Source organism: Superficieibacter electus (assembly GCF_002915575.1).
GTDB classification, from domain to species: domain Bacteria; phylum Pseudomonadota; class Gammaproteobacteria; order Enterobacterales; family Enterobacteriaceae; genus Superficieibacter; species Superficieibacter electus.
Genome location: NZ_PQGD01000010.1, coordinates 149,624 through 163,625, shown reverse-complemented (window position 1 = coordinate 163,625; position 14,002 = coordinate 149,624). Strand labels below are relative to the sequence as shown.

Annotated in this window: 12 protein-coding genes; all 12 read left to right on the top strand. The window is 55.4% G+C overall.

The features are described from left to right. Nucleotides 1-108: 108 nt before the first annotated feature. Complete coding sequence (gene motA, locus CHU32_RS14030; protein ID WP_103676137.1) at nucleotides 109-999, top strand: flagellar motor stator protein MotA; 891 nt, start codon at nucleotides 109-111, stop codon at nucleotides 997-999. Further along, nucleotides 996-1,925 carry a flagellar motor protein MotB gene (motB, locus tag CHU32_RS14025; protein ID WP_103676136.1) on the top strand — a complete coding sequence of 310 codons (930 nt, stop codon included), beginning with the start codon at nucleotides 996-998 and terminating at the stop codon, nucleotides 1,923-1,925. The genes motA and motB overlap by 4 nt, the downstream gene beginning before the upstream one ends. Before the next feature lie 4 nt (nucleotides 1,926-1,929). After that, nucleotides 1,930-3,918, top strand: coding sequence for a chemotaxis protein CheA (gene cheA, locus CHU32_RS14020; RefSeq protein ID WP_103676135.1), 1,989 nt, complete (start codon nucleotides 1,930-1,932; stop codon nucleotides 3,916-3,918). Between the two features lie 18 nt (nucleotides 3,919-3,936). Next, a complete protein-coding gene (gene cheW / locus CHU32_RS14015; RefSeq protein WP_103676134.1) occupies nucleotides 3,937-4,440 on the top strand; it encodes a chemotaxis protein CheW in 504 nt (167 codons plus the stop codon). Nucleotides 4,441-5,023: 583 nt separating this feature from the next. After that, the gene (locus tag CHU32_RS14010; RefSeq protein WP_103676133.1) at nucleotides 5,024-5,593 is read left to right on the top strand and encodes a Csu type fimbrial protein; all 570 of its coding nucleotides are present in this window, start codon (nucleotides 5,024-5,026) and stop codon (nucleotides 5,591-5,593) included. 9 nt (nucleotides 5,594-5,602) lie between these two features. Continuing rightward, nucleotides 5,603-6,148 carry a Csu type fimbrial protein gene (locus tag CHU32_RS14005; protein WP_103676132.1) on the top strand — a complete coding sequence of 182 codons (546 nt, stop codon included), beginning with the start codon at nucleotides 5,603-5,605 and terminating at the stop codon, nucleotides 6,146-6,148. 17 nt (nucleotides 6,149-6,165) lie between these two features. Continuing rightward, nucleotides 6,166-6,930, top strand: coding sequence for a fimbrial biogenesis chaperone (locus tag CHU32_RS14000; protein ID WP_103676131.1), 765 nt, complete (start codon nucleotides 6,166-6,168; stop codon nucleotides 6,928-6,930). Further along, nucleotides 6,906-9,293 carry a fimbria/pilus outer membrane usher protein gene (locus CHU32_RS13995; RefSeq protein WP_103676130.1) on the top strand — a complete coding sequence of 796 codons (2,388 nt, stop codon included), beginning with the start codon at nucleotides 6,906-6,908 and terminating at the stop codon, nucleotides 9,291-9,293. The genes CHU32_RS14000 and CHU32_RS13995 overlap by 25 nt, the downstream gene beginning before the upstream one ends. After that, complete coding sequence (locus tag CHU32_RS13990) at nucleotides 9,293-10,258, top strand: Csu type fimbrial protein (protein WP_103676129.1); 966 nt, start codon at nucleotides 9,293-9,295, stop codon at nucleotides 10,256-10,258. The genes CHU32_RS13995 and CHU32_RS13990 overlap by 1 nt, the downstream gene beginning before the upstream one ends. Before the next feature lie 205 nt (nucleotides 10,259-10,463). Then, the gene (tap, locus tag CHU32_RS13985; RefSeq protein ID WP_103676194.1) at nucleotides 10,464-12,065 is read left to right on the top strand and encodes a methyl-accepting chemotaxis protein IV; all 1,602 of its coding nucleotides are present in this window, start codon (nucleotides 10,464-10,466) and stop codon (nucleotides 12,063-12,065) included. A 19-nt stretch (nucleotides 12,066-12,084) separates the two neighbouring features. Beyond that, nucleotides 12,085-12,951: a protein-glutamate O-methyltransferase CheR gene (gene cheR / locus CHU32_RS13980; protein WP_103676128.1), complete on the top strand. Its 867-nt coding sequence runs from the start codon at nucleotides 12,085-12,087 to the stop codon at nucleotides 12,949-12,951. Then, complete coding sequence (locus tag CHU32_RS13975; protein WP_103676127.1) at nucleotides 12,948-13,997, top strand: protein-glutamate methylesterase/protein-glutamine glutaminase; 1,050 nt, start codon at nucleotides 12,948-12,950, stop codon at nucleotides 13,995-13,997. Before cheR ends, CHU32_RS13975 begins: the two co-directional genes overlap by 4 nt. Nucleotides 13,998-14,002 lie beyond the last annotated feature (5 nt).

Below are 14,002 nucleotides of genomic sequence, written 5' to 3'. Positions count from 1 at the left end.
GTCAACACTCCAGCAGCGGTAAGCAATTACCGCTGCTTTTTTTTGCCTCCCTGACGTGTTAACGATCGATGTGTGCATCCTGCTCTGGTCAACAGAAAGGATGATGTCGTGCTTATCTTATTGGGTTACCTGGTTGTTCTCGGTACAGTTTTCGGCGGTTATATGATGACCGGCGGACACCTTGGAGCACTCTATCAGCCGGCTGAACTTATCATCATCGGCGGCGCAGGCGTGGGTGCGTTTATTGTTGGCAACAACGGTAAGTCGATCAAGGGAACGCTGAAGGCGATCCCGCTGCTGTTTCGCCGCTCCAAATACACCAAAAGCATGTATATGGACCTGCTGGCGCTGCTTTATCGCCTGATGGCCAAGTCGCGCCAACAGGGAATGTTCTCGCTTGAGCGCGACATTGAAAATCCGAAAGAGAGTGAAATCTTCGCCAGCTACCCGCGCATCCTCGCCGACGGCGTGATGCTGGATTTTATTGTCGATTACCTGCGCCTCATCATTAGCGGCAACATGAATACCTTCGAAATCGAAGCGTTGATGGATGAGGAAATTGAAACGCACGAAAGTGAATCTGAGGTGCCAGCCAATGCGCTGGCGTCGGTCGGCGATTCATTGCCTGCTTTTGGTATTGTGGCAGCGGTGATGGGTGTGGTACACGCGCTGGCATCAGCAGACCGTCCGGCGGCTGAACTGGGCGCACTTATCGCGCATGCGATGGTCGGCACCTTCCTCGGCATTTTGCTGGCCTACGGCTTTATTTCTCCGCTGTCCAGCGTCCTGCGCCAGAAAAGCGCGGAAACCAGCAAGATGATGCAGTGCGTCAAAATCACGCTGCTATCTAATCTCAACGGTTATGCGCCACCAATTGCCGTCGAGTTTGGGCGTAAAACCCTCTATTCCAGCGAACGCCCGTCGTTTGTGGAGCTGGAAGAACACGTGCGTGCGGTGAGAAATCCTTCTGCCCAGCAAACCACGACTGAGGACGCATGAAGAATCAGGCGCACCCCATCGTCGTCGTCAAACGGCGCAAACATAAAAATCATGGCGGCGGCGCTCACGGGTCGTGGAAAATCGCCTATGCCGATTTTATGACCGCGATGATGGCGTTTTTTCTGGTGATGTGGCTGATCTCCATCTCCAGCCCAAAAGAACTGATCCAGATCGCCGAATATTTTCGTACCCCGCTGGCCACCGCCGTGGCGGGCGGCCCGCGCGTCTCAAACAGCGATAGCCCAATCCCCGGCGGCGGTGATGATTACACTCAGCAGCAGGGGGAAGTACATAAACAGCCCAATGTTGAACAGCTCAGGGAGCGGATGGAAATCAGCCGCCTGAAAAAAATCCGCGGCGAGCTTGACCAGCTTATTGAAGCCGATCCCAAACTTAAAGCGCTCAGGCCGCACCTCAAAATTGATCTGGTACAGGAAGGTTTGCGCATCCAGATTATCGACAGCCAGAACCGACCGATGTTTAAAACCGGCAGCGCGGAAGTGGAACCTTATATGCGCGATATTCTGCGCGCCATCGCGCCGGTGCTCAATGAAATTCCTAATAAAATCAGCCTGTCCGGACATACCGATGATTACCCCTACGCCGGTGGAGATAAGGGCTACAGCAACTGGGAGCTGTCTGCCGACCGCGCCAACGCCTCACGTCGTGAGCTGGTGGCCGGCAGTCTGGATAGCGGTAAAGTCCTGCGCGTTGTGGGAATGGCCGCGACCATGCGCCTGTCCGACCGGGGTGGCGATGACGCCATTAACCGTCGCATCAGTCTGGTGGTGCTGAATAAACGCACCGAGCAGGCCATTCTCAACGAGAATGCTGAAAGTCAAAACGTTCCCTTTAGTGAATTATCGCCCTCTGCGGCAGCACCGCAGGCGGTCAGTCCCACATCGCCACAAGCCGAGTCGAGGTGATAGCGTGAGCATGGATATTAGTGATTTTTATCAGACTTTTTTTGATGAAGCCGATGAATTACTGGCCGACATGGAGCAGCACCTGCTGGATCTGGTCCCCGAGTCGCCGGACGCAGAGCAGCTAAATGCGATCTTTCGCGCGGCGCACTCTATCAAAGGCGGCGCGGGAACTTTCGGGTTCTCTGTTTTGCAGGAAACCACGCATCTGATGGAAAACCTGCTGGATGAAGCCCGGCGCGGGGAAATGCAGCTCAACACCGACATTATCAACCTGTTTTTGGAAACCAAAGATATTATGCAGGAACAGCTCGATGCCTATAAAAGCTCTCAGGAGCCGGATGCTGCCAGCTTTGAATATATCTGCAATGCGCTGCGTCAGTTAGCGCTGGAGGCAAAAGGGGAAGCCGTACCGCCGCCCGCAGCAAAGCTGACGGTGGTTGAAAAAGAGGAACCGCAGGCAGCAGATGGCGGACAGACGCGGATTGTGCTTTCACGCCTGAAAGCCGGCGAGCCTGATTTACTGGAAGAAGAGCTGGGTAACCTGGCGACGCTGACTGGCGTGGTGAAAACGGCGGATTCGCTGTCAGCTATTCTTGATGGCAGCGTGGCTCAGGACGATATCATCGCCGTACTGTGCTTTGTTATCGAAGCCGATCAGATTGCTTTTGAAGCGGTTCCAACCGACGAGATTGAGACCCACGAAGAAGACGTCATCGTGCCAGCACCTGCCGCTCCGGCACTGGTTGCGGTGCCGAAGGAGGCCCCGGCCAGCCGCAGCAGCGCCGAAAAACCAGCCCGCGTCAGCGAATCCTCCAGCATTCGCGTCGCGGTAGAAAAGGTTGATCAACTGATTAACCTGGTCGGCGAACTGGTGATCACCCAGTCAATGCTGGCCCAGCGTTCCAATGAGCTGGACCCGGTGACCCATGGCGATCTGATCACCAGCATGGGACAGCTTCAGCGTAACGCCCGCGACCTTCAGGAATCGGTGATGTCGATCCGCATGATGCCGATGGAATACGTTTTCAGCCGTTTCCCGCGCCTGGTACGTGACCTGGCGAGCAAGCTGAATAAGCAGGTGGAACTGACGTTAATGGGCAGCTCTACCGAGCTTGATAAAAGCCTGATTGAACGCATTATCGATCCGCTCACCCACCTGGTGCGTAACAGCCTCGATCACGGTATTGAATCGCCGGACACGCGCCTTGCCGCCGGAAAATCGGCGGTCGGCAATTTGATCCTCTCCGCCGAACATCAGGGCGGCAATATTTGCATTGAAGTCACCGATGACGGGGCGGGGCTGAATCGGGAACGCATTCTGGCGAAAGCGGTTTCGCAGGGAATGGCCGTGCATGAAAACATGAGCGACGAAGAGGTCGGCATGCTGATTTTCGCACCGGGCTTTTCAACCGCTGAACAGGTAACGGATGTTTCCGGGCGTGGCGTCGGTATGGACGTGGTGAAACGTAACATCCAGGAGATGGGCGGCCACGTTGAGATCCAGTCGAAGCAGGGCACCGGCACCACGATCCGTATTCTGCTGCCTCTGACACTGGCGATCCTTGACGGTATGTCGGTGAAGGTGAACGATGAAGTCTTTATCCTGCCACTCAATGCAGTGATGGAATCCTTACAACCCCGTGAAGAGGATCTGCATCCGCTGGCGGGTGGCGAGCGCGTACTGGAAGTCCGTGGTGAATATTTGCCGCTGGTGGAACTGTGGAAAGTCTTCGATGTACAGGGAGCCAGAACTGAAGCCACCCAGGGCATTGTGGTGATCCTGCAAACCGCCGGACGCCGTTATGCGCTGTTGGTCGACCAGCTTATCGGCCAGCATCAGGTGGTGGTGAAAAACCTTGAGAGCAATTACCGCAAGGTGCCTGGCATTTCTGCCGCCACTATTCTTGGCGACGGTAGCGTGGCGCTGATTGTCGATGTCTCAGCGCTCCAGGGATTAAATCGTGAACAACGTATGGCGCACACAGCAGCCTGATTAAGAAAGGGTAAAAAAATGACCGGTATGAATAACGTGACAAAACTGGCAGGTGAGCCATCGGGCCAGGAATTTCTGGTCTTCACGCTGGGCGATGAAGAGTACGGCATCGATATCCTGAAAGTGCAGGAAATTCGCGGCTACGATCAGGTTACTCGCATTGCCAACACGCCTGCTTTTATTAAGGGCGTAACCAATCTGCGCGGTGTCATCGTGCCGATTGTCGATCTGCGGGTGAAATTCGAGCAGCAGGGCGTGGAGTATAACGATAACACCGTGGTGATCGTGCTCAATCTTGGTCAGCGTGTGGTCGGCATTGTTGTTGATGGCGTTTCTGATGTCCTTTCACTCACTGCTGAGCAGATCCGTCCGGCACCGGAATTTGCGGTAACGCTGTCCACCGAATACCTCACTGGCCTTGGGGCGCTGGGCGAGCGGATGCTGATTCTGGTCAATATTGAGAAACTGCTCAATAGCGAAGAAATGGCGCTACTTGACTCAGCGGCGAATCACGCAGCCTGATATCCTCTTTCCTTGCTCTGCAACAGAGCAAGGAAACGTCTCCCTCTCCTCCATCCTTTTTACCTCCGCATACTTAAGGTTTTAATAATAACTCGCCTGTATTAATTAGCGGTAATATTAAGTTAAGCCGCCTTTAAATTAACAAAGATATTTATTACCACCACGTTAATATTTCCTTATGACCATTTTAGATATTTTAAAAAAGCCGACTGCGCCCGTGTGATAACGCTCACAAAAAGAAGCGATGTTCTATGAAATTAAATGATGGAAAAAGTTATCAAAAATTAACTCTCTGTATTTTATGGGGAAATTAAACTGTTACCAAAATTGGGGAGGGCCAGCTCACTATCCGATTCTGGCAATCTAAACTAAATTTTAACCATGCGGCAGATGACTTTGTCGTATCGGCTATTAATGAACTGCGGCGTCAATCTATACCCCAATAATTCGGGTTGCAGCAAGGCGGCAAACGAGTAGATCCCTGCGAGTGTATTTGGGGTGAACCACCGCGGCCAATACGCCAGCAACCAGCAATATACGGGGTATAAGCGCCGATCTCATCCCCTTTACCGGAGACGGTACAATGAACCGAATGCGTCTTTTTATTGCTACGAGTGGTATTCTGGTTTTAATGAGTTCGCAGGCCCAGGCAGTGACCAGCAGCGGGACTATCGGGGCAACCCTGACGTTAACCAACGGCTGCTTAATTAATGGCTCTCCCAGCCAGAATGGAATTAATTTTGGTACGCTGGACTTTGGTACCCATCCGGCAACATTCTCGACCCTGACCACACAATTAACCGGGGCTACGGGCGGTAATAGTTTTGGCATTCAATGCACCACTAACAGCTATACCGTACAGGTAACCGGTAATACCAATACCGCCAACCCTGGGTCCGCCGTGGGCACGCCAGGTACTGACCCCCGTTATTTAGTTAATACCGCTGATGCGACTCAGGGAGTGGCTTATAACCTGTATAGCGACAGTGGATTTAATAACGAAATTACCAACGATGCGCCAATCCCTATTGCTTCAAATACCGGAGGCGTTGACAACTATACCCTTTACGGGCGGATACAGGATGGCGGTAATAGTGTCACCGTGGTACCTGGAACGTATACCGATACAATTAATGTCAGCGTAACGTATTAGCGTCACACCATGCAGAGAAATAAAAAAGGTCTCCAGGCAGAGGCCGGGGGATCTTTACGCCTGTTTTTGTTGCTGGGCTTGTTTTTCCCTTGTGCTCAGGCGCTGGCAATAACCACACAGACCTTTCAGGTCAACGCGTCGGTCGTGCGTGGCTGTTCAGTGGTTGCCGGAACGGGAGGTGAATGGGGGACGCTGAATTTTGGCTCCCATTCTGGCGTGGCGTCAGGCGCGGTGAATACGCAGTTCGTTCCCAATACCGCATTGTCACTCGCCTGCACGCCGGGCGTCGAATTGACCATGAGTATTAATGGCGGACAGCACTACGACTCTGTACGTCATATGCAGCGCGCACAGGGAACGGAGCGCGTGCCGTACCGGCTCTACAGTAATAGCTCCCTGGCAGCCAATAGCGAGATAGGTCTTAACCAGGCCGTGTCGGTTTCGGTGAGCGACGCCAGCAATATCGCCCTCACGCTGTTCGGGGTGGCACAACTCTCCGGCTTCAGTCCGGCAGGGGTGTATAGCGATCAGTTAACTGTGACCTTATCGTGGTAATTCAGGGAGATGTAAAAATGAGAGTGATTAACGCGCTGGCCCTTTCTCTTTATCTGTCAGCGGCAGGATTACTATTCCTGCCCGGCCACGCCTGTGCCGCCGCCACGATCCTGCTGTGGCCCATTGACCCCTGGCTGGGGGCCGATATGAATGCGACCGAGCTGTGGATTGAAAATCAGGGAAACAGCGCCACCACCATGCAGGTACGTATTGTGCGCTGGACGCAGGAAGGTGGCTATGAGCGTTACCAGGCGCAGCAGGACGTTGTTGCCAGCCCACCGATCCTGCGTATTGATCGCGGAAGTAAGCAGCTTATTCGCCTGATAAAACAAACCAGCGCACCGGCAGGCGTGGAAAAAGCCTATCGCATTATCATTGATGAGATCCCCCAGCCCAATGATCCTTCAACGCCGAAACTGGCGATTAACGTTCAGATGCGTTATTCACTGCCGCTCTTTGTGTATGGTACCGGGATACGCACCCAGGTTAACGCTGCCAATCACGCTGAGGTGGACCCGCAGCGGCTGCGCTGGCGAATGGTGGTGCAGGAGGGTAAACCGGCAGTCGAGGTGACGAACAGCGGCAGTGTTCATCTGCGGTTAAGTCAGGTCACCGTGCAGCAGGGCGGTCAGAAGTACAAGCTGGGGGAAGGGCTGCTGGGGTACGTGTTGCCCGGGCAGTTCCGCCGCTGGTCGTTACCGTCGGGCGTCAGTCGACCCACTGAACTGCGGGCGACCATCAATGCAAGGGATGCAAAATGGCACGCCGCACCGGGCAATTGAGTTCGCTGATGCTGCTGACCTTTGTAACCAGCGCCGGCACGGTGAACGCCATGGAAGTGGATGATTCTCTGCCGCCACCGCCGGATGCGACAGCGATCAACGCGCAGTCGCTTTATCATCTGGCGCTGGTGATCAATCACTACGATACCCGCCAGGTGGTGCCGGTGGCACAACGGCAGGGGAATTATTACATTGCCAGCGCCGATTTACAGCGTGCCGGACTGCCCGGCGAGCATTTGCTACCGGGCGATGTCAATGTGTCTGCGCTGCCGGATGTGCGCGTAGAGTACGACAGCACGGGTCAGCGCCTGCTGCTGAGCGTGCCGCGCGACTGGATGCCTGCGCGGGCTACCGCCTTTCGTGACGGTATCGCACGCACGGAGCCGGTCAACGGGCAGGGCGCGCTTATCAATTATGACATTTACACCAGCCAGACTGAACACGGTGCCGGGCAGATTTCGCTCTGGCATGAATTCCGCTATTTCTACGACGCCGGATCGCTTACCTCAACAGGCAGCCTGCGCCGTACCCTGAGCGGCAATTATCCCCAACAGGAAGGCTATATTCGCTACGACACGACGCTTAATCTGACTGACGAAGAGGATATTACGCAGTGGAGCGTGGGCGATGTCATCAGCGAATCACTGAACTGGAGTAACAGCGTGCGCATCGGCGGCCTGCGTTATGGACGGGATTTTTCCCTGCGTCCCGATCTGGTCACCTGGCCGCTACCGGCATTTTCCGGCGAGGCGGCAGTGCCGACCTCGGTGGATTTATTTATCGACGGCTACCGCGCCGGGAGCACTCAGCTTCAGCCGGGCCCCTTTTCGCTGACCAATCTTCCTTATGTGAATGGGGCGGGCAATGCGGTTCTGGTCACCACCGATGCGCTGGGCCGCCAGGTCAGCACCGTTCTGCCGTTTTATGTGGACAGTGAGTTGCTCAGCGCTGGTTTAAGCGATGGTGCTATTACCCTGGGGGCATTGCGTCGCCGTTACGGTGTGGATAATTTTGACTATGGTCCGGCGGTGGGGAGCGGCTCGTATCGCTACGGCGTCACGGACTGGCTGACCATGGAAAGCCATGCGGAGGGGGCAGAATCACTGGCGCTGGGTGGCCTTGGGAGCATCATCCGACTGTGGCGGCTTGGTGTGGTCAACGGTGCCTGGAGCCAGAGCGAGATGCGCGGCAGAAACGGCCATCAACTCAACTGGGGATACCAGTATAACACCAGCACCTTTAGCCTGGGCACCCAGCATACACGGCGTAATGCAACCTTTGGTAATCTGGCGCTCTACGATCGCCCGGTCATGATGGACGCCAATAATGATCCGATCGCCAGCCTGAGTAAAAGCGCCGATCAGTATTCGCTTTCCATGAATCTTAACGAGTTCGGCAATATTGGTGCCGCCTGGATTGGTGTGCAGAGTTTCGACGGGCAGCGCAGCGATTTATTGAACGTTTCCTGGAGCCGAAATTTGTGGGGCAGCAGCAGTATTTACCTCGCCGCCAGTCACGACCGGCAGCGGGACGACTGGACCATGGCGATGTCGATACAAATTCCGCTTGGCGAGCGGGACGGCATGGGGTTAAGCCTTGAAAAAACGCCGGATGCCGGCAGTACCCAGCGCGTTAACTACAGCCATGCAATGCCTGCCGACGGCGGATTCGGCTGGGATCTGGCGTGGGCCAGGCAGTCACAGGCAAGTCAGTACCAGCAGGCTTCTCTTGGCTGGCGCAATAACAATGTCGAATTGCAGGGCGGCGGTTACGGTGAGCGCGACATGATGACCTGGTGGGGTGAAGCGATGGGATCGCTGGTACTGATGGACGGCCAGTTCTTCGCCGCCAATAAAATTAACGACGCCTTTGTGGTGATTAGCACGGATGGTTACTCCGACATCCCGGTCAGCTATGAAAACCAGCCGGTCGGTAAAACCGACAAAAATGGCTACCTGCTGGTCAGCGGCGTCTCGGCTTATTATCCGGCGACGTACCGGATCGACGCCCTGAATTTACCTGCCGATACACGGCTACGGGAAACGGAACAGCGGGTGGCACTGCGCCGCAACAGCGGCTATCTGGTGGAATTTCCGATGACCCAAACCAAAGTGGCCAGCGTTATTCTGCACGATGAACAGGGCCAGGATATCGCGCCGGGAAGTCAGGTTTACCGCAGCCAGCAGGCAACCACGGTGGTGGGCTATGATGGCATCGCCTGGCTGGAAAATCTCAGTGCGGTAAACGTACTGAAAATCGCCAAGACCGACGGCACTACCTGCCATGTGACGCTTACGCTGCGGGAAAATCCGCTGCATAAACTGCAAACCTACGGGCCGCTGACCTGTAAGGCAGGCCAGTGATGAAACGTGGATTTTTTCTGCTGGCCCTGTTGTTTCTGTTCGCACCCGGGCTGCGCGCCGCCTGCGCGGTAAGCGTCGGCAATGCGGCGCTCGGCACGCTCACCTCGTTTAGCGTGAGCAGTAACGAATCCCAGGTCGCGGTAAATCTGGTGATTGAATGCGACACTATTCTCAACTTGTTAACCAACGATTCGATAACGCTCAACTATACCAGTGCCTCCCTGAGCGCCGACAACCGCGCCACCTTACGCCGTACTGATACACCCGCTAACCCGGATGCAATCCCCGTGCGCTTATGCACAAGGCAAAACTGCTCGGCAACCACCGAAACCACGACCGGACAAAGCTACACCTGGAGCGGCAATACGTTACTGGGACTGCTCAATTCAAAACGCTATACGCTGCCGCTCTATCTGCGCACGGTGGGCGGACAAAGCGTTGGTGCCGGGCCGTACCGGGTCACGCTTAATTTCTCCGTCAACTATAGTGTCTGTTCGCTGGGCGTTTCCCTGCTGTGTACCACGGCGCAAACCGGTACCCGAACCCTGAGCATGCAGGTCGATCTGACGGTGACTAACGACTGCATTACCATCAATGCGCCCAATATTAATTTTGGCAGCGCGCCGCTGGTGCGTGATTTCCCCATCATTTCTCAGTCGATAGGCATTACCTGCACCAAAGGCAGCACCTATACGGTGGGCATCAATAATGGAAGCTGGGCCAATGGCAACGTGAGAAATATGGCTTACGGCGCGAACCGGCTCAGCTATGACATTTACAAAGGGAGTACCGGCACTCGCTGGGGCAGTTCCGGCACCGAGCGCTGGGCCAGCAGCAGTTCCTCTGCCATAAGTCAGGATGGTTTACTGCGCACTTACAACTACACCGCCCGTATCCTTAGCGGGCAAGCCACTCCCCCGGTGGGTGACTACAGCGACACCCTGCTCATCGACATCGCCTTCTGATCGTGACGTCGTAAGATTATTCCGTAATGCAAATATAAAGTTCCCTTCCGGGTTGCCGATAACCTCGATAACAAGTCATTGGGAAAGTGATGCCCGACGCGGTGGCAGTACAGCATTCATCTCCGGCAATTGCCGGTGCGGATAATAACCAGGAACTCTTTTACTTTTTGTGATGGCGGCGGCTTGCCGCGTAATGGGAGCGTTGATGTTTAATCGTATTCGTATCTCGACCACCTTATTCTTGATCCTCGTCCTCTGTGGTGTGCTACAGGTGGGAAGCAATGGCCTTTCCTTCTGGGCCTTTCGCGATGGCGTGCAGAACGTCAACCAGATTCAGCGCAGTAACCATCAGCGCACGCTGCTGATGCAAAGCCGGGCGGTAATGCTTCAGGCCAGTAATGCCCTTAACAAAGCCGGAACGCTGACGGCATTAAGCTATCCGCCGGACGAGATCAAAGCGCTGATGGCCCGCGCACGCGCCAGCATGAAACAGGCAGACACCTATATTGCAGACGTGCTGGCGCTGCCAGCGGTGACGGAAACCGGCAAGGCGCTGCAAGCAGAAACCAAAAAAAGCTACGGTGCCTGGCGCAACGATCTGGAGCATCAGGCCACCTGGCTCGAAAGCAACCAGCTATCTGATTTTATGAGTGCGCCGGTTGAACAATCCCAGCAGGCGTTTGATAAAAACTTTACCGCCTGGCAATCACACATCGACGAACTGGTAGGAAAGGCGCGTCAGGGTAGTGAAAATAATTACCATATGTCGGCCGCGATTTTTATCGCGATGATTATTATTGCCGGCCTGCTAACCACCGCCTCGCTGTTCTGGTCGCGCAGAATGATCGTTCAGCCGCTGGCAATCATTTCCAGCCACTTTGACAGCATAGCCGGTGGCAACCTTGCCCGTCCTGTTGCGGTGTACGGTAAAAATGAAATCTCGGCTATTTTTGCCAGCCTGAAGGCGATGCAAACGGCGCTGCGCACAACAGTAAGCGAAGTGCGCCAGGGCAGTTTTGCCATGCATACCGGTATCTCTGAAATCGCCGAGGGCAATAACGATCTTTCCTCGCGTACGGAACAACAGGCGGCATCGCTGGCAGAAACCGCTGCCAGCATGGAGCAACTGACCGCCACGGTCGGCCAGAACGCCGACAATGCCCGTCAGGCATCCGGTCTGGCGCGCAGCGCAGCAGACACTGCCCGAAAAGGTGGCGAACAGGCCTCGCACGTTGCCGACACCATGCGCGATATCGAAGCCAGCTCGCAGAAAATTGGCGACATTATTAGCGTTATCGACGGCATCGCGTTCCAGACCAATATCCTCGCGCTTAACGCAGCGGTGGAAGCCGCCCGCGCGGGTGAGCAGGGGCGCGGCTTTGCCGTGGTAGCGGGCGAAGTACGTAATCTCGCCAGCCGTAGCGCCCAGGCGGCGAAGGAGATCAAAACTCTGATTGAAGAGTCGGTCTCACGCGTTCAGGACGGATCGTCCCAGGCGGGCACCGCCGCCAAAACCCTGAGTGAAATCGTCCGTTCCGTCACCCAGGTGAACGATATCATGGGCGAAATTGCCTCGGCCTCGGATGAACAACGTCGAGGCATTGAACAGGTGGCGACCGCCGTCAGCCAGATGGATCAGGTGACGCAGCAGAACGCCGCGCTGGTCGAAGAGGGCGCAGCCGCCACCAGCGAATTAACCAGCCAGGCGAATCATTTAACCGCGCTGGTCTCCCGTTTTCAGCTTGAAGAGCAACCTGCAACGCAAGAAGTACGGACGCCGCCCGTGGTGGCGTCAGAGATCTCCTGAAGGTAACTGAGAAGGCGCTATGACATCATCGCTGCCCGCCGGGCAAACGTCTTTACTTATGCAGATGACGCAGCGCCTCGCGCTGTCCGACACGCATTTTCGTCGGATATGTCAGTTGATATACCAGCGCGCAGGGATCGTGCTGGCGGACCACAAACGTGACATGGTCTACAACCGTCTGGTGCGCCGTTTACGCACCCTCGGGCTGGAGGACTTTGGCCATTATCTCGGCATGCTGGAAGCGAACCCAAACAGTGCCGAGTGGCAGGCATTTATAAACTCGCTGACCACTAACCTGACGGCGTTCTTCCGTGAAGGCCATCACTTCCCGGTGCTGGCAGAGCATGCCCGCAAACGTCAGGGAGAATACCGGGTCTGGAGCGCGGCGGCGTCGACCGGTGAAGAACCTTACTCACTGGCGATCACCCTTGCCGACACGCTGGGCACCGCGCCGGGACGCTGGAAAGTCTACGGCAGCGATATTGACACTGAAGTGTTGCGTAAAGCGCAGGAAGGGATTTACCGCCAGGAAGAGTTAAAAACCCTGTCGCCGCAGCAGCTTCAGCGCTACTTCATGCGCGGCACCGGGCCGCATTCCGGGCTGGTAAGGGTGCGGCAGGAACTGGCGAATTACGTTGAGTTTTCACCGCTGAATCTGCTTGATAAACAGTACAGCGTACAAGGACCATTTGATGCCATTTTTTGCCGCAACGTAATGATTTATTTTGATAAAACGACGCAGCAGGATATTTTGCGCCGCTTCGTACCGCTGCTCAAACCCGACGGGCTACTGTTTGCCGGGCATTCAGAGAACTTCAGCCATCTCGTGCGTGATTTTACGCTGCGCGGGCAGACGGTTTACGCGCTGAATAAGGAAAAAGCATGAGCAAGATCAGGGTGCTCTCGGTAGATGATTCGGCTTTAATGCGCCAAATCATGACGGAAATCATCAACAGCCACAACGACATGGAGATGGTGGCTACCGCTCCCGATCCGCTGGTTGCGCGCGATCTCATCAAGAAATACAACCCCGATGTGCTGACGCTGGATGTCGAAATGCCGCGCATGGACGGGCTGGATTTTCTGGAAAAACTGATGCGGCTTCGCCCAATGCCGGTGGTGATGGTCTCGTCACTGACGGGTAAAGGTTCAGAGGTCACATTGCGTGCGCTGGAGTTGGGGGCCATCGATTTTGTCACCAAACCGCAGTTAGGCATTCGCGAAGGCATGCTGGCCTACAGCGAAATGATTGCCGAAAAAGTGCGTACCGCTTCCCGCGCTAAATTGACGGCTCATAAACCGGTTCCAGCCTCTGTGACCCTGAAAACCGGACCGCTACTCAGCTCAGAAAAATTGATGGTCATTGGGGCCTCTACTGGTGGCACCGAGGCGATACGTCACGTGCTCCAGCCGCTGCCGCTCTCCAGCCCGGCAGTATTGATCACCCAGCATATGCCGCCGGGCTTCACCCGTTCTTTCGCCGAACGTCTGAATAAACTGTGCCAGATCAGCGTGAAAGAAGCCGAGGACGGCGAACGTGTGTTACCGGGCCATGCATACATTGCGCCTGGGGATAAGCATATGGAGCTGGCGCGTAGCGGGGCCAACTATCAAATCAAAATTCATGACGGGCCGCCGGTTAACCGGCACCGTCCTTCAGTCGATGTATTGTTTCATTCCGTGGCAAAACATGCGGGGCGCAACGCCGTGGGAGTGATCCTGACGGGGATGGGCAACGATGGTGCCGCCGGAATGCTGGCAATGCACCAGGCGGGTGCCTGGACCATTGCGCAGAACGAAGCAAGTTGTGTGGTGTTCGGCATGCCGCGTGAAGCCATCAATAGCGGTGGCGTAAGCGAAGTGGTCGATCTTAGTCAGATAAGCCAGCAGATGCTGGCGAAAATCAGTGCCGGACAGGCAATACGTATTTGAACCAG